General features: G+C 40.8%; 19 protein-coding genes. All 19 read right to left on the reverse strand.

Annotated elements, in window-relative coordinates:
• Positions 1-153: 153 nt before the first annotated feature.
• Positions 154-1,047 (reverse strand): GTPase Era, encoded by an 894-nt coding sequence (era, locus tag SRRS_RS13755; RefSeq protein ID WP_371361328.1) that lies wholly within the window; start codon positions 1,045-1,047, stop codon positions 154-156.
• Positions 1,040-1,444 carry a cytidine deaminase gene (locus SRRS_RS13760; protein ID WP_371361330.1) on the reverse strand — a complete coding sequence of 135 codons (405 nt, stop codon included), beginning with the start codon at positions 1,442-1,444 and terminating at the stop codon, positions 1,040-1,042. Before SRRS_RS13760 ends, era begins: the two co-directional genes overlap by 8 nt.
• Before the next feature lies 1 nt (position 1,445).
• Complete coding sequence (locus tag SRRS_RS13765) at positions 1,446-1,802, reverse strand: diacylglycerol kinase family protein (protein WP_371361331.1); 357 nt, start codon at positions 1,800-1,802, stop codon at positions 1,446-1,448.
• 10 nt (positions 1,803-1,812) lie between these two features.
• Positions 1,813-2,265, reverse strand: coding sequence for an rRNA maturation RNase YbeY (gene ybeY, locus SRRS_RS13770; protein ID WP_371369830.1), 453 nt, complete (start codon positions 2,263-2,265; stop codon positions 1,813-1,815).
• Positions 2,207-4,393 (reverse strand): HD family phosphohydrolase, encoded by a 2,187-nt coding sequence (locus tag SRRS_RS13775; protein ID WP_371361332.1) that lies wholly within the window; start codon positions 4,391-4,393, stop codon positions 2,207-2,209. Before SRRS_RS13775 ends, ybeY begins: the two co-directional genes overlap by 59 nt.
• Before the next feature lie 55 nt (positions 4,394-4,448).
• Entirely contained in the window at positions 4,449-5,399 is a 951-nt protein-coding gene (locus tag SRRS_RS13780; RefSeq protein ID WP_371361334.1) for a PhoH family protein, read from the reverse strand.
• A gap of 25 nt (positions 5,400-5,424) precedes the next feature.
• Complete coding sequence (yqfD, locus tag SRRS_RS13785) at positions 5,425-6,639, reverse strand: sporulation protein YqfD (protein WP_371361336.1); 1,215 nt, start codon at positions 6,637-6,639, stop codon at positions 5,425-5,427.
• The gene (yqfC, locus tag SRRS_RS13790; RefSeq protein WP_371361337.1) at positions 6,629-6,904 is read right to left on the reverse strand and encodes a sporulation protein YqfC; all 276 of its coding nucleotides are present in this window, start codon (positions 6,902-6,904) and stop codon (positions 6,629-6,631) included. Before yqfC ends, yqfD begins: the two co-directional genes overlap by 11 nt.
• 227 nt (positions 6,905-7,131) lie before the next feature.
• A complete protein-coding gene (locus SRRS_RS13795) occupies positions 7,132-8,700 on the reverse strand; it encodes an ATP-binding protein (protein WP_371361339.1) in 1,569 nt (522 codons plus the stop codon).
• A 115-nt stretch (positions 8,701-8,815) separates the two neighbouring features.
• Positions 8,816-9,190, reverse strand: a complete 375-nt coding sequence (locus SRRS_RS13800) for a hypothetical protein (protein WP_371361341.1) — start codon at positions 9,188-9,190, stop codon at positions 8,816-8,818.
• A gap of 11 nt (positions 9,191-9,201) precedes the next feature.
• Positions 9,202-10,203: a flotillin-like protein FloA gene (gene floA / locus SRRS_RS13805; protein ID WP_371361343.1), complete on the reverse strand. Its 1,002-nt coding sequence runs from the start codon at positions 10,201-10,203 to the stop codon at positions 9,202-9,204.
• 11 nt (positions 10,204-10,214) lie between these two features.
• Complete coding sequence (locus SRRS_RS13810; protein WP_371361344.1) at positions 10,215-11,528, reverse strand: nodulation protein NfeD; 1,314 nt, start codon at positions 11,526-11,528, stop codon at positions 10,215-10,217.
• Positions 11,529-11,976: 448 nt separating this feature from the next.
• Positions 11,977-12,429, reverse strand: a complete 453-nt coding sequence (locus tag SRRS_RS13815; protein ID WP_371361345.1) for a GatB/YqeY domain-containing protein — start codon at positions 12,427-12,429, stop codon at positions 11,977-11,979.
• Positions 12,430-12,448: 19 nt separating this feature from the next.
• Positions 12,449-12,625: a 30S ribosomal protein S21 gene (gene rpsU / locus SRRS_RS13820; RefSeq protein ID WP_021167731.1), complete on the reverse strand. Its 177-nt coding sequence runs from the start codon at positions 12,623-12,625 to the stop codon at positions 12,449-12,451.
• A gap of 96 nt (positions 12,626-12,721) precedes the next feature.
• On the reverse strand, positions 12,722-13,069 hold the full coding sequence (locus SRRS_RS13825; RefSeq protein WP_371361347.1) for a histidine triad nucleotide-binding protein: 348 nt from the start codon (positions 13,067-13,069) through the stop codon (positions 12,722-12,724).
• 98 nt (positions 13,070-13,167) lie between these two features.
• Positions 13,168-14,490, reverse strand: coding sequence for a tRNA (N(6)-L-threonylcarbamoyladenosine(37)-C(2))-methylthiotransferase MtaB (mtaB, locus tag SRRS_RS13830; RefSeq protein WP_371361348.1), 1,323 nt, complete (start codon positions 14,488-14,490; stop codon positions 13,168-13,170).
• A gap of 2 nt (positions 14,491-14,492) precedes the next feature.
• Positions 14,493-15,230, reverse strand: a complete 738-nt coding sequence (locus SRRS_RS13835) for a 16S rRNA (uracil(1498)-N(3))-methyltransferase (RefSeq protein WP_371361350.1) — start codon at positions 15,228-15,230, stop codon at positions 14,493-14,495.
• A gap of 12 nt (positions 15,231-15,242) precedes the next feature.
• Positions 15,243-16,181 (reverse strand): 50S ribosomal protein L11 methyltransferase, encoded by a 939-nt coding sequence (gene prmA / locus SRRS_RS13840; RefSeq protein WP_371361352.1) that lies wholly within the window; start codon positions 16,179-16,181, stop codon positions 15,243-15,245.
• Positions 16,182-16,221: 40 nt separating this feature from the next.
• Positions 16,222-17,364 (reverse strand): molecular chaperone DnaJ, encoded by a 1,143-nt coding sequence (gene dnaJ / locus SRRS_RS13845; protein ID WP_371361354.1) that lies wholly within the window; start codon positions 17,362-17,364, stop codon positions 16,222-16,224.
• Between the last annotated feature and the right edge of the window lie 11 nt (positions 17,365-17,375).

The following is a 17,375-nucleotide window of genomic DNA, read 5'->3' on the forward strand; positions in this document are numbered from 1 at the left end:
ATTGGTCAATAAGCTTCGGACTTAATCCTCATGTTATAAAAAACCACAGCCTTTTGACGACAGCGAAGTCGATCTTGCTTTCATGAGAAAATTTTATTTCTATTGGATAAAAAAAGCCACCGCTGAGCGGCAGCTCCCAAACTTATTTTTTTATTACTCAAAACCAAAGCTTTTTAACACATTTGGCCGATTACGCCAATCTTTTTTTACTTTTACCCATAGGTCAAGATATACTTTAGATCCTAACAAACTTTCAATATCAGCACGTGCCATGCGACCTATATCTTTAAGCAGGCGTCCACCGGCCCCAATGACAATTCCCTTTTGTGAATCACGCTCGACATAAATAACAGCCCTTACATATAAGTCGTCATTTGGTCTGGTTGCAATTTCCTCTATGTCAACAAGAATAGCGTGAGGAATCTCTTCTTTGGTTAAATGTAAAACTTTTTCCCGGATAAGTTCCGCAATCACTAAGCGTTCAGGCTGGTCAGTGATCATATCTTCCGGGTAATATTGCGGGCCAGGTTCAAGATAATTCTTGATTTCCATTATTAATCCGTCGAAATTAGTATGGTCAATCGCCGAGATTGGTACTACCGCGGCAAATTTGAATTGTGATGTGTATTTTTCAATAATAGGAAAGAGTTTAGCCTTTTCTATTTTGTCTATCTTATTCACGACCAAAATTACCGGTGTCCGGACGTTAACTAAGTTGTCCAAAATGTAACGTTCCCCAGGTCCCATTTCGGCAGTTACGTCAACAACAAATAAGATGACTTCAACTTCGCGTAATGAGCCTTCCGCCTCTTTAACCATATACTCGCCCAGTTTGTGTTTTGGTTTGTGGATGCCAGGGGTATCTATAAATAGAATTTGCGCATCATCCAGGGTTAGAACCCCCATAATTTTATTTCTGGTCGTTTGAGGCTTGTCCGACATAATAGCAACTTTTTGACCGATTAGATTATTCATTAATGTGGATTTGCCGACATTGGGGCGGCCAATAACTGCCACAAATCCGGACTTGTAGTTTTCTTTATTCATTCTTATCACCGTCTCCTGTAAAATCCCCTTTGGAAAAGCTAAAAGGCAAAAGCTCTTCCATATTAACTACTTTTTTATCACCTTTCAGATTCATTAGAATAATCTCGTTAATACCAAACTCGGCCATAACCTGCCGGCAGGCACCGCAGGGTGAACATGGCGCGGGTGTATCGGCTACTACGGCTATTGCGGTAAGTTCCCGTTCGCCTTCAGATATAGCTTTAAAAATTGCAGTACGTTCAGCACAATTGGTTAAGCCATAGGACGCATTTTCAATATTACAGCCAGTATATACTTTGCCGCTTTTTCCTTTGACCGCTGCTCCTACCTTAAACTTGGAATATGGCACGTATGCCTTCTCTCTTGCCAAAAGAGCAGCTTCTCCTAACTCGCCCATATTATCCCCACCATTTTATTAATTTGTTAAAAAATAAAATATAGCCAATACCTAAAGACGCCATAGCTTGCACAAGTACGGCCCCGGCAGCGGCATCTTTGGCAGCTTTAGCAAGTGGATGCATTTCTGGGGAAACTCTATCTACAACGGATTCTATAGCAGTGTTAAATAACTCTGCAGTAATTACTCCCGCTATACTGATTAGTAAGATCGCCCATTCCGTACTGCTGAGATCCATTTGCCAAGCCGCAAAAATTGCCGCTAACGCAGCCACTACATGAATTTTCATGTTCCGCTCCTGCCGGACACAGTAAAGAATTCCAGCAATTGCGTATCTAAAAGCAGCAAGATTCTGCATTAATAATTACTCACTCACGCGTAATGCCAAGAAGCGATAGTACATATTCTTCTTCCTGACGCATCTCAGCCCGATCTTCTTCTTCCTCATGATCATAACCTAAAAGATGCAGCATGCCGTGAACAGTCAAATATGCCAGTTCACGTTCCAAACTATGGCCGAACTCTTGCGCCTGCCTAGCGGTAGTTTCCAGCGATATTACAATATCACCCAGTAAAATTTCTATATCTTCCGGCGCTTCAGCAATGTCTGGTTCATGATCCTCCGCACAATGATCGTTCATTGCGAACGACAGCACATCAGTGGGTGTATCTTTACTCCGGTACTGGCGATTAAGCTGACGAATATATTCATCATCGGCCAACACTACACTTACTTCAGCTTGCGGTTCGAGTCCATAAACCTCAGACGCTTTGTTTAGTACCTGCGTCAACGTTTGTTCCATTTCCGAAGTTATCTTCATCTTTTCCTGCAGGTTGTTTATTATTATTTCCATATTTAACTTTTCTCCTCTCAAGCTCTTTCAAGGCCTCAGGATATTCAATACGGGTGTGGAACATGCTAGATAATAGCCTAATGAACACATCACCGATTATCTTCAAATCCTTTAATGTAAGGTTACATTCGTCAAGCTGACCGTCTTGTAGCCGTTCCCTAATTATTTTACGAACAGTAGCTTCGATTCTATTGACATTTGGTTTACTAATTGATCGCACGGCTGCTTCACAAGCATCAGCAAGCATTATCAAAGCCGCTTCTTTTGTCTGCGGAGTCGGTCCTTCGTACCGGAAATCTGCTTCTATGACGCACTCGCCATGTTCAGTTTCAGTAGCCCGCTTATAAAAAAAGGATACCAAGGTAGTACCATGATGCTGCTCGACAATATCTGTGATCACTTGTGGCAGTTTATAATCACGGCACAGATCAAGACCGTCTTTAATATGCGACGTAACAATAAGCGTGCTCAGCGAGGGTGCAATCTTATCATGAGGGTTTTCGCAGCCTACTTGATTTTCAATAAAAAAATATGGTCGCTTAATTTTTCCAATGTCGTGATAGTAGGCACCTACCCGAACAACTACTGGATCGGCTCCAACAGTAACGGCCGCAGTTTCAGCCAGGTTACCGACAAGTACACTATGGTGATAAGTTCCTGGTGCATCTAGTAACAGCCTTTGTAACAAAGGGTGATTAGGTTTTGCCATATCTAAGAGCTTAATTGGAGTAGTTATATTAAATGCATGTTCAAGATAAGGCAGCAGACCCGTCGTGATAACAGCGGCGGTAATTCCGCTAAAAGCACCGAGCAAGCATTGAAAAAGTACTTCTGCACTATCAAGTTGTTCAATCAGGCCTGTTGAAGCAATTGCTAAAAAATTAACTATTGCAATCCAAACCCCGGCTCTGGTCAGACTATAACCGTGAGCCATTTTAGTGACACTATATACACCTGCCATGCCACTAACAAGAGCTGCAGCTACAGCTCTTAAATCATTTTCAACAATCACGCCAAAAAACATTGCCATAATTATACTGATTAAAAGCCCTACTCTCGTATTTATGAGAATAGCGGTTAATAATGCTCCAGCAGCAATTGGTGCTGCAAAATCTGAATAATAATGAGCTACTTTGGCAATTAGCATAGTAACCAGGACAATAAGCCCCAGCAAAACTAAATATCTGTCGTTTTCGTATACCTGACAAGAAAATTTGTACAAGTAACCCAATGAAATACCCATTATAAGGAGCACAAAAATGGTAAGCCCCAGAATCCGAACTTCACTAACATTGCCGGCGTATAGCCCGAGTTCTTCCATTACATGAATTTGTTCTCCGGTTACTATATCTCCACGCCGTACTAATACTTGGCCTTTTTTTACGGTTTCACGAACTGGCTCAATATTGGCTAATGCTGATTGTTTACGTTTATCGGTTTCGCGCACATTCAGAATAAAATTTGGTCTGATAAGAGTTTGAGCAATACCAGCCACAACAGTTTCTGCATTTTTACCCAATCCAAGTTCTTCCGCTTCAAGCACTACCTGTTTTCTGGCAATATCAAAATCGTCATCGCGAATACCACGTTGCAAATACTTACGTAATATTGACTTAGTATAGTCTTCTGTCTTTACTAATTCGGTTTCATCTAACTGTAGTAAGCTAGTAACAACTGTGCTTGAAAGAGTTGCTGGCAAATCCTGAGTTAATTTTTGCAACTTTTGTTCAGTGTTTAATGTTTTATCGGTCTGCACCATTTGCGTTGACCGGAAGATGGCGCTGACTTCTTCTTCAGCTTTAGCCATAACAGAAATATCCATGTCGTAGACATTAACGACACTAGCCATTACTTCCATCTCAAGTTTTTTAGTTTTGGTGGCATCTACGTAGGATACCGTCCTTGGTGCGACCACGTCTCTGTCACTTACCTGACCAATCTGCAAAGACACTTTTTCCGGAATAAAATCAGCAGATAAACAAAGCATATATAAAGCAAAAAAAACTATAAACAAGCCGATTCGGCGAACTAAAGGTCTAGCATAAGAACTGTTTGGAACAAACAGTTCTCGCAACTTACTATTAACCGACATCATCTTTTCTTCACTCCATTAAATATCAATCATTTTTACAAATGCTTGATATTTGTTCTTACTTTTGACCGTACTCTTCGTAAGCCTTGATGATTCGGCTGACTATTTCATGTCTTACAACATCACTTTCATTTAAATTAAGCACTCCAATTCCAGGAACATTGCCTAGCACGGCTTGGGCATGCTTAAGTCCGGATTTAACACCTACCGGCAAATCAATTTGCGTTATATCGCCAGTTATAACCATTTTTGAACCAAAGCCCATTCTTGTCAGAAACATTTTCATTTGCTCGGTAGTGGTGTTTTGTGCCTCATCGAGAATAATAAAGGAATCTTCCAGAGTTCGCCCCCGCATGTAAGCTAAAGGAGCTACTTCAATAATATTTTTAGACATGAACTTTTGGACTGTGTCTGTCCCCATAATGTCATACATGGCATCATACAACGGTCGTAAGTAAGGATCTACTTTTTCTTGTAAATCTCCTGGTAAAAAACCGAGCTTTTCTCCGGCTTCAACTGCCGGCCTCGTAAGAATTATTCGTTCAACTTGCTTATTTTTTAAGGAAAATGCTGCCATAGCAACAGCAAGATAAGTCTTCCCTGTTCCCGCTGGTCCTATTCCAAAGGTAATATAGTTGTGTCGAATTGCTTCTAAATATTGGCTTTGCCCTAATGTTTTTGGTTTGACATGACGCCCTTTAGCAGTAACGATAACAATATCAGAATACATTTGATGAAGAAAATCGGCTTGACCATCTAAAATCATACGTATGCTATAACGTACATCATGACTTGTTACCGGATTCCCTTGACGATACAGATAAATCAATTCAGTAAATAATCTTTGAAGTTTATCTATATCGCTGGGTTCACCATCAAAAACTACTTCAAGCCCTCTAGCGGTTATTTTGCTAGAGAATTGTTGTGTAAATAAATCTAAAAACTCATCATTTCTTCCAAGAACTGCTATTGCTTCTTTAGTGTCTGCAAAGCTTATCCGTTTCTCCAAATATACAATGCCCCCTACATAATTTTCACTGGGAAATATTTATAGTTTGCCCAATATCCTCAATTGTTTCCACATTGACTTTTACTCTAACGATATTCTCTTCGGGCGTTCTTAGCACTTCGTAATTGCGAGTTAATATTAGAGCTGCTTCGGGAATAGCGTTTTGTACTAATTGAATAGCTTTTGTATATGCCTGCTCTCTAGCTTGCTCAAACGATTTTTCAGCCCATGTCGAATTGATTTCATGATACACAGTAATAGTTGATTCGACAATTAAGTCACTATTCCTCCACACAGGCAGTTGTTTATGTATAATCTCAGTTTCAAACTCCTGAAATGGCCTAACCGAGGTTGTATTAAAAGACACTTCTTTGCCCGCCAATTTAATAGCAACACCAACTTGGCGATTACCTGTTCGATTTACAGCAAGCTGTTTAAGTTCGGCTTCCGCATAACTTTCATACCATACATGCGCTTTAATTATTCCCTTTGCACGAATAAGTTCCTGGGGAACATTTATTATTGGTGGCTGACCTTCTTCAATAACTGGCGCAGGTTGCGGAGCAAATCCTTTTATTAGTAAATCTCCTTTCTTTACAGTGTCACCGTTTTTTACCGCTGGTTGACCTGCCAACGCAATTATTTCGGTAATTACCCCATCTTTTGAAGCGACGATATGAGCTGGAGCTTTGGTTTCTTGCTTGGGCATTGTTTTTTCTACTATTTCAATAACAGCTCTTGTCCCAGTAAAATTAATGCCAACCCATGCTACTTCAGGAACAGTAAGCAATATTTCACGCTCTATTGCTTTAACATCAAGACCATCTTTAACTGACCCAAGTTTTAGTCCATGTTGTTCAGCCACATATCGTATTCCTGTTTCAGGTACATTTTTCAAGCCTTTTACTTCTACAAACCAAACATATGAGGAAAGTACATTAAGCGAAATAATAAATAGTACAACACCAGCCACTAGAACTTTCCTATATTTCATACGCTTTATAACAAAAGGCAGTCCACGATACGCTAACACTTTTACTTTTGTCCGGCTGCACCTTACCAAAGGGCGGATTTTAAAAAAGTCATTTAGCCCTATCCATACAATCAGATCTTCTCCCTTTTTGTTGATGCCCCATAATAATATTTGCTCTGTTATACAGAGATTTATAAATCGTTCGGGCATTGTACCGATAACGCGTATTTTGACGGCACCGCGCAGGTAATTAGGATTAAATATCATATTTAACCTCCTGCACAACGCCTTCCACAAGAATTTGTTCTGCCTGCAAGTTTCCTAGAGATAAATTTTCACCATGTATAAATAGTTCTCCCTGGGTTAATTTTATGCGAACTAATGAAGGGGTATATTCAATAATCCCTTTGTGATTTTCCACTAAAAGCTGTTTGTTGCCAAGCATGGTTATTCTAGGTAAATCTAGCACTATATCTTGTGGTATTTCTAAAAGACCTGCCAGAGAGTGTAAGTTCCCTTTACGGCGTAACATGACAAATCCCCCCTCATATACAAATGTATGCCAATTAATAGGCTTATTAGTACATGATAAGGGGGGACTTTAGTATAAATTAATTTATACAACGGTTAAGTCACTCTATGACTCTTATCTTTAAAGTGGGAGTTATATCCCTACGGATATAAGCGAGTAGCTAAGTTCCAATTAGTTCGACTAGGACTTAGATGAAGTTAAAATCTACCTGAATCCTAGTCCTTATTTCATATTGCCAGCGATGGCTGCACAATTGTCGAGCTCAGGGGCTCAGTAATTGTATTATGGCTCCGCATTAAATATTCATCAAATTTATGAACCTTTACTGGAGCAGCAAATCGCATATAGTTAGTAGCTACGATCATTTCGCCGCAATCAAGATTTTTAATTTCATTACGCTGCTGCAGAATATCCTTCCGGCACATAGATTCCAATTTTCCTCTGTCAGCCTTCGAGGCCAACCCTAATATGAACAGGGTATTTAGTTGCGATAATACTTTATCAGCTAATAATCTAGGCTGTTGATCTACGACACACAAACCTATATTAAATTTCCGGGCTTCGCTGACCAGACGAGCAAAGACATTTTGTGAACTTTGCTCTTTTTTACCCAAAAAGCGATGTGCTTCTTCCAATACAATTAGTACAGGCTTAGTTTGCGCACGCTCAGCTTCTGTTTTATTGGCATAATGCAGCAGCATTTTTTTTGATAATAAGGTTGATAAAGCCTGTTCGCCAATAGTTGAAATATTTTTCAACTCAACAAGAACAACCTTTCCCTGTTCTAAATCGTTAAGCATTTGGCTAATTGCGGTAACTCCATCATAGCTTTTTACTTCATCACTAATATTAAGCTCCTGTTCTAGATTCCAACAGATACTTTTTATTTTACTAATCGTTCTTGATTGGAACTTTTGCCCAGTACAACCGGCAATTTCTTCAATTATATCTTCCGTATCATACTTAAGAATATAATCCATCCAACGATCTTGCCAAACTGATGACAATTTATAAATAGCGTCAAGCTGGGGTTCACTAAAAGTAGCACAAGCAGTAATATCTTCCGGATCGACCTCATTATAGTTAAGTGCAAGTTTACGCACAGTTTCCCGTTCCGCTTCAGGGCTGGTATTATATACGACTAGTCTTTGATTAACCTCTGGATGCATAGATAAATCCCGGTAATATTCATTATGAACATCAAATATCAGTAAGCCATAATTTTCACTGTCGATAATAGAACTGGAAAGCACTTTTACCAAATTACTTTTTCCTGAACCAGTTGTTCCAAAAATGCCTATATGTTCAGTGATCGCTTTTGAGCCAAAAATGCCTACAGGTAACTTTAATACTTCTCTACCACTTTTTAAATAACCAATTTCTAAATCGCCTTTCATTTCATTCAGTAAAGCTGTATCGCCTTCTGTCAGCCCACGCACTTCGCAAAAGAAATCAGGACAGGTTTTAGGATTAAATAGCTGCCCTTGGGCATCAGCATAACAAAGCTGTTCAGCAATTCCAATTTTTACAGTGTGATTACCACCCAAATAAAAATCAAGTTCTTCTTGATTGGCTACTTGACCATTCTCGTCAAGTTTACTCATCAGGTAACTGACACCATTCATTCCTGACCAACGGGATTTAATCTTAAAATCGTAAGCACGAATATAGAACTTATCATCGTTTTTACCCTCAACTACTAAGATATCACCAAAATCTACGTCCTGGTTAGGAGCAACGACAAATTCCATATAGGTCCCTTTTGCATAAGTAAGGCGGCCCTTATAATCTGACATATGTTTTGCCCCCTTTTTAAATTATTTGTTATCCCTTTTAGTGTGCGTAGATCATAAAAAAATAAAACAGGGATTATTTTTCCCTGTTTTACACTAAATTCTTCAATTACTATATTTATTTTCGTGACCGCCAAATAGGCCGATAAGCACGAGGGGGCTGAAGTATTTCTGCAAAAATTAATCCATTTTGCACTATCTGAGGGGATAGTTTACCTTGCCAAGGTGACTCTGCTTCGACACTATGAGGCACAACTACCTGAACCGGCATTGCGACAGTGGGTTTCTGATGAATTGCTGCATTTTTTGGCAAGTCATAATCTAATTGTGGTTTTTTCTTAATCTCTACGTGTTTGGGTTTCATTTCAGCCGGTTGAGTAACTTTATCCGGAATATCCGGATATTTATATTCTTTTGGTTGCTTACGTCGTTTTAACAGCTCAGGTATAACATACATTATGAACAGGATTAGCAATGGTATTAATATATCCATAGCACACCGACCTATTTCTTAGAATCATCAGATTTTGGATTATTTTCTACCGGTCCAGTTTTAGCAATAGTTTCGCGCATTTGAGTATCTGCTAATACATTGTTCATATTGTAATAATCCATAACCCCAATTTTCCCCTCTTTGAGAGCAACGGCAAGGGCTTTAGGTACGTCAGCTTGAGCCTCTACTACTTTAGCCTGCATTTCTTGCGTAAAAGCCCGCATCTCTTGTTCTTGGGCAACAGCCATAGCCCGGCGCTCTTCCGCTTTAGCCTGCGCTATTCGTTTTTCAGCCTCAGCTTGGTCTGTCATCAATTCAGCGCCGATATTGCGGCCTACATCAACGTCCGCAATATCAATGGATAAAATCTCAAAGGCAGTACCTGAGTCCAAACCTTTGGTTAATACCGTACGCGAAATATAATCCGGATTAGCTAGAACTTCTTTGTGATCATCAGTTGAGCCTACTGTTGTAACAATACCTTCGCCGACACGGGCTAAAATTGTAGCTTCGCCGGCGCCGCCAACCAGACGATCAATATTTGCTCTTACAGTAACCCGGGCTTTGACTTTCAGCTCAATACCGTTTTTTGCTACTGCAGAAACAAACGGCGTTTCGATGACTTTTGGATTAACACTCATCTGTACGGCTTCAAGAACATTCCGGCCAGCCAAATCAATAGCAGCTGAACGTTCAAATGGCAACGGAATTTCGGCACGATGGGCGGCAATTAGGGCATCGATTACTTTATCGACGTCACCACCTGCCAAAAAGTGAGCTTCCAGTTGATTAACGTTGACATCAAGGCCGGCTTTGTTGGCTTTAATTAAAGGAAGCACAATTTGGCTGGGGGGAACTCGTCTGAGTCTCATACCAACAAGCGTAAAGATTCCGACATTAACTCCTGCTGCCAAAGCTGAAATCCACAAACCAATAGGAACAAAATGAAGGAATATACTGATTCCTACAATTACAAGAATGATAAAAAAAGCACTACCAATTAAAGCTGACACAATACTACCTCCTATATATTATTAGAATTTACAGGTCGTACAACAATACGGTTTCCGGTTATGCTCACCACCTTAACTAATTCTTTAGGTGCAACGAATTGCCCTTCTGATACTACATCAAGTTGCACGCCATCAATAATCATAGCCCCAGCAGGCCTGAGTCCAGTTGGTGTTATTCCTGTCTTCCCCAGATATGAGCTGTAATCTTGGCTACTGCTAAACCCGGCGTTTTTGGTTTCGACGTCTTTTAAAATCAACCGAGACCAAAGCTTGCTTGAAGGCAAGCTTTTAGCAATTGCCAGGAAAAGAATAATCGCAATCATCAAACTGATTGCCAGCATATTCACAGCAGCTGCATTGGCTCCTAAGGACAAAAATAAGCTGCCAAAGATAGCTATAATTCCACTTATTCCGAAGATACCCACTCCTGGTGTATAAAGTTCAAACAAAATAAGTAGAATACCGCCTAAAAATAAAATAATTTCTAGCCAGCCGGCAATACCCGTTATCCATTGACTGCCAAAGAACAGTAGCGCTGCTACTAAGCCAATAAAAGCAGCAACCCCTAAGCCAGCTGTTTTTATTTCAGTTAATACTGCCAAAAAGATTATCGACATTAAAAATGATTTAACAGTGGAGTCAGACAACCAGCCTGCCATTTTTTCCTGCCATCCTGGTGTATATTCTATCACAGTATTTCCTGATAAGCCAAAATGAGCTAATACAGTTTCACGGTCTGGTGCGACAATATCAGCATACCCAACTTGAGTGGCCTGATAATCGGTAAGCGCCAGAATCTGGCCTGGTTCAGCATAGCCAGGGAATCCAAGCGATTTATCTACCATGGATTCCGCTACCTGCGGATTTCGACCTGTTTGATTGGCTGTAGCTGCGAACTCGGCTTTTAAGGCAGCTACCGTTTTCTCTGTAGTCGGGATAGGTTCAGCCGCACCTATGCTCCCTCCCGGCGCTATAGCAATATGTTTATGAGATATAGCTATAAGCGCACCGGCTGACCATGCACGGTTTTTAATATAGCAGATTGTTGGAACAGGCGAGTTAATAATCATATCGCGAATACTAACAGCTGCATCTACCAGCCCGCCAAAAGTATCAATCTCAACTAATACAGCCTGCGCCTGCTTGCTGCGTGCATCGTTCATAGCTTTATGAACAAGAGCGGCCTGACCACCATTTATTTCCCCTTTTATAGCTATGCTGATAATCGGGCCGGCTTCGGCATATACCGGCTTGTCCAAAATCAATATGGTACACAAGAGCATCATTGAAATGAATAATTTTTTATGAAAAATTTTATGCTGCATCTACTCACCTCAAAAACGATACTTAATTTTTAGAATCTCTTATTAGTTTATTCGGCAACAAATTCCATCATTCCTGTTTGGCAGAGAATATGGCTTGTCGAAAGTTTGAAAATTTTTACATCTTTATATTGTATTGACTTGTCGAATGGTGTATGTTATTGTCTTAGTATAGTTGTGAAGCTTTCAATACTATTTGCAGCAACGATATAGTTTAATTACGCTTCACTTACAGCAAACTTTTCGGTACTTTTTTTATAATCATTGTAGTATTTCGAAATAATAACTAAAAATTACATTACACTATCATTTTTAATTAGTTTCAGTAAATATTTTAATACTATATGCTTCACTAACTAACCAAAAGACAAGCTAATTGCTTGTCTTTTTTTCTTTTAATTGCCAATAAGACTAAAAATCCGGCGTTATAAACGCCGGATTTAAATCTGTTCTACTGATTTAAGAACTCGCGCACAGTGTTGTTTACGAGCTTGCCGTCAGCACGTCCTTTAACTTTTGGCATCAATACAGCCATAACCTTGCCCATATCCTTGGCGTTAATAGCTTGCACCTCTTTAACAGCTTCAGCTACAAGTATACGCACTTCTTGCTCATTTAATTGTTGAGGAAGGTATTGCATCAGAATGTCGATTTCTTGTTCAAGGGTCTCCACTAAATCAGGACGATTTCCTTTTTTAAACTCTTCCATCGAATCCCGGCGCATTTTGACTTCTTTAGCCAATACATCCAGAACTTCTTCTTCAGAAAGTTCTCTCTTTTTGTCGATTTCAACATACTTGATATTGGCACGAACCATGCGAATAACAGAAAGCCGTAATTTGCCAGCCTCTTTATCTTTCATAGCCTGCTTCATATCATCTGTTAATCTGTCTTTTATAGACATGAGTTTGATACCTCCGAAACTAGTTAAACTTACGTTTACGCGCTGCTTCGGATTTTTTCTTGCGCTTTACGCTGGGTTTCTCATAATGCTCGCGTTTTCTAACTTCCGCAAGAACCCCAGCTTTTTGGCAGGTGCGCTTGAACCGACGGAGTGCGCTGTCAAGCGTTTCATTTTTGCCTACTTTTACTTCAGACATCTGATCTCCCTCCCTCCACTAGAACCATTACGAGGAAGTGTACTTGAATAACATACACCCAATTATTATACACTAAACACGTAAATGCTGTCAATATTAACCTGGAGGCCAAGTCATAAAACGACCACCTAAAATGTGAAAGTGGAGATGGTATACGGTTTGTCCACCATTATCTTTTGTATTTATGACTGTACGAAATCCATCTTCGGCTAGACCGGCAATTGCAGCAATTTTAGGTATTGTCGTCATAATATGTTCTAACAAAGCGGCATCTTCTGACGATGCTTCTAGAATATTAGCAATATGCTTTTTCGGTATAAGCAGCAGATGTACAGGCGCAGCCGGATTTATATCAGGAAAAGCAATAATCTGTTCATCTTCATATACGGCATTTACCGGAATGGTTTTATTCGCAATCTTACAAAATATACAGTCTTGCTGCATGGGCAATCCCTCCGCAGTAGATAGTAATACACACTTGCTCTCTAATTTATTCTGCCTAACTGGGCAAATTCCTGCCGAAATTATGCTAAAGAAGAAAATTATTCAATTATTTGACCCCATAACCCTTCTTGATAGGGGTGTTCAAGTTTAACATTACGAATTTGTCCTACGTTTTCCTGGGACCCGGTTGCATAAACTCGAACATAATTAGCAGTTAAACCTGAAATCATACCTTTAGCTTCACTAGACTCAAATAAAACTTCTAGATTTTGCCCTATAAATAACTGCTGATAATTTTCAGTTTGCTTATCAGCTAACTGCTGTAAAATTTGCACACGGTGCTTTTTTTCTGATTCAGATATCTGCTCAGGAAACTTAGCGGCCGGCGTACCAGTCCTACGCGAGTAAGGAAATACGTGAATTTTAGCAAAATCCATTGTTTTAATGAACGCCAGTGTATTTTCAAACATATCCTCAGTCTCTCCGGGAAACCCAACAATAACATCTGTTGTGATAGCGATATTAGGCACGTTCGTTTTAATGCTGTTAATAAGTTCCCGGTATTGGGCAGTCGTATAATGCCGATTCATGGCTTTTAGAACACTATCATCACCAGACTGCAAGGGCAAATGCAAGTGCTGACAAAACCGGATGTCTGTCTGCATTAAGTGGATCAATCGTTCCGAGACTTCAACTGATTCAAGTGAACCGAGTCTAAGACGCTTAAGTTTTGTGCCGCCAGCTTTTAGTACTGTTTCTATAGCGGAAACTAAGGTAATATCCTTATCATCGTTGGATAAATCACGTCCAAAGGCGCCTAAATGTATACCGGTGAGAACAATTTCACTAAAACCCGCTGTTACCAATTTTTCAGTTTCCGCGGCAATGCTGGCGAGCGGTCGGGAACGTAAAGGACCGCGAGCGTAAGGAATAATGCAATAGGTACAGAAGTTTGTACAACCTTCTTGAATTTTTAGAAAGGCTCGCGTTCGCCCAGGTATGGAAAAGAGCGGTATATCCTCAAATTCTTTGGCTTGCATGATATCGGTAACTGCATTCACTTGGACCGTTTTATTGTTTGCGGCCGCCTTTTCTACCAGTTCCACAACTCGTGCTCTATCTTGTGTTCCAACAATAACATCAACTCCCGCTATTTTAGCCACTTGTTCGGGCGAAACTTGGGAGTAGCAACCAGCGACGGCAATAATAGCCTGAGGGTTAAGCCTATTAGCCCTTCGAATGAGCTGGCGTGACTTTTTTTCACCTAAATTAGTAACCGAGCAAGTATTAACAACGTAAACGTCGGCTTGTTCGTCAAAATTAACAACCTTGTAACCTTGAGCCTTGAATAGACCCTCCATTACCTCGGTTTCAAACTGGTTTACCTTACAGCCCAATGTTGTAAAAGCTACTTGCCGCATCGTTAGCCCCCCAAATCGCCGCACTCATACATAACAGAAGTTAAAGCTGCCAAGGAGGCTGTTTCAGTACGCATAATCCTTGGCCCCATAGTAACAATGTTAACACCATGTCGTTGGCATAACTCAACTTCGGCACTGCTAAAGCCGCCTTCTGGACCAATAAAAAGCACATATGCTTGGAAACTAGACTGAGCAAGCTCCTGCTTTAACCCTTTGGAAGCTTCCCCCTCATACAGCATTATTTTATTAGCATTAGTGAGATCGTTATTCAATAATACATCGGCTAAATGAACTATGGGATATACTTGGGGAATTTGGCTTCTACCGCATTGCTTAGCAGCTTCACGGGCTATCTTTTGCCAGCGGGTTACTTTATCTGCCTGTTTGGCAGAATCGTAACGCACAACACAATGTTCTGTGATAACAGGAATTATACCGTGCACCCCAAGCTCCACAGCTTTTTGTACTATAAAGTCCATTTTTTCGCCTTTAGCCAACCCTTGTGCCAGCCAAACTGCAATCGGTGATTCTGTCTTATCTTCTATAACTTCAAGTAATTTGAGTTCCACAATTTCCGGACTTGCCTGCGTGATCTCAGCTTTGCAAGCCTGTCCGTCCTGACCAGATACCATTATTGTATTGCCAATAGTTAGTCTAAGCACGGAAACAATATGCCTGGCATCAATCCCAGTAATCCTCATAGTTTGGCTAATCGGCGTATCAATAAAGAAACGGCGCATATATGCGCCTCCTTAACGGCTGCCGCTGCCAGCCACAATGGCTACCCAGCCGCCTTCTTCAATAGCTTTGTCAACAACAAAGCCGTTTTCAATAAGAGCCTCGGTAACATCACTCAGTCGCTCAGCGATAATACCACTGGCAATAAATGTACCGTTATCCACCAGGCGCATCCGGACATCGGGAAGCATTTTTATAATGATATCAGCAATAATATTTGCGACTATTACATCAGCTTTTCCCTCTACCCCTGTCAAAAGATCACCTTGGGTAACCCCGACAACTGCTTCAACATTGTTAAAAGCAATATTTTCTTTGGCTACCCGCACGGCTACTGGGTCAAGATCAATAGCATGTACCTGAGTAGCACCAAGTTTTGCTGCAGATACCGCTAATATGCCGGAACCTGTACCAACATCAAAAACTATATTTCCAGTTTTTATGGTATCTTCTAAGCAGCGAATGCACATAGAAGTTGTATGATGAGTACCTGTTCCAAAAGCCATACCGGGATCCAGTTCAATAACAATATCACCTTCTACAGGTAGATATTCTTCCCATGACGGCTTTATAACAATATGCTCACTAACCCGCACGGGATGAAAATATTCTTTCCAGGAAGAAGCCCAATCTTCTTCCTGAACTTCCCGGCAATTTATACAACCTCGTCCTTTATCCAGATTATGTTCATGCAACCGGTTGACACGTTCCTCAAAAATACGAAGTTTGTCATCCAATTGGTCATCGACAGGCAGATATGCCTTGATTGTTACAACTTCCGTTTCCAATTCCTCGGGGATGTCGCAGTAATCCCAGCTACCTGAGCGCCTATAAGCATTCACCAATTCAGGGTCTTCTATAACTACCCCGCTTGCACCCAAGTCATGAAAAATATTAGCCACTGCCTCTGTAGCTTCATGGGAAGTTTGAATGCTGATTTCAGCCCATTTCATGCGCCATCGCCCCTTAAACTTCAATTATCTATAAAAATTATTACATAACATTAAAAACGCCTTTAAACTTCTTAAAAAAACCTTTTTCTTCAGATGTAGGATCAGCGCCACCGGCTTTAGCAAATTCCTGTAAAAGCTCTTTTTGGCGGTCTGTTAATTTTTTCGGCGTTACTAGTTTTACGCGCACATGTTGGTCGCCGCGACCGTGACCGCGTAAATGGGGTATTCCTTTATCCTTAATGCGAAATACTGTGCCTGTCTGTGTGCCCTCAGGAATTTTAAGTTTAACCTTGCCATCAAGGGTGGGAACTTCAATTTCATCACCCAAGGTAGCTTGCACAAAATTAATTGGTACTTCACAAACAACATCGTTGCCTTCACGCGTAAACAGTTTATGCTGTTTTACAAAAAGATAAACATATAAATCCCCAGGAGGACCACCACGCTGTCCGGCTTCCCCCTCATGTGCCACTCGTAGTCTGGAACCATTGTCAACACCAGCGGGAATTTTAATTTTAATTTTGCGATTAACACGGACTTTACCTCGTCCATGGCATTCTTTACAAGGTGTTTTGACAATTTTTCCTTCCCCATGGCAGTGACCACAAGGTTTTACATTGACCATACGGCCAAACGGAGTATTTTGGGTTACCTGAATTTGACCTGTGCCGCGACATTCAGGACAAGTTTCCGGATGTGTTCCCGGTGCAGCGCCAGACCCCTGGCAGACACTACAATCTTCTGTACGCGGTATTTGAATTTCTGTTTCTAAGCCAAAAGCAGCTTCCTCAAAGCTAATCTCCATATCATAACGTAAATCGGCACCCCGCTCAGGACCAGCTTGGCGGCTGCCGCCAAATCCAAACCCAGCTTGACCAAAAAACATGTCAAATATATCCGAAAACCCGCCGGCACCACCACTGAACCCGCCAAAACCACCAGCACCGTTAGCGCCATCGAACGCAGCATGACCAAATTGGTCATACTGCGCCCGGCGCTCAGCATTGGATAGTATTTCATAAGCTTCATTTACTTCTTTAAACTTTTCTTCGGCTTCTTTAGGGTTATCACGATTAACATCAGGATGGTACTTGCGGGCCAATTTGCGGTATGCCTTTTTTAAATCGTCTTCAGTCGCTGTTTTAGGTACGCCCAGCACTTCATAATAGTCTCGCTTACTCACTTCACACCATC

Source organism: Sporomusa rhizae, from assembly GCF_041428845.1.
Classification (GTDB): Bacteria; Bacillota; Negativicutes; order Sporomusales; family Sporomusaceae; genus Sporomusa; species Sporomusa rhizae.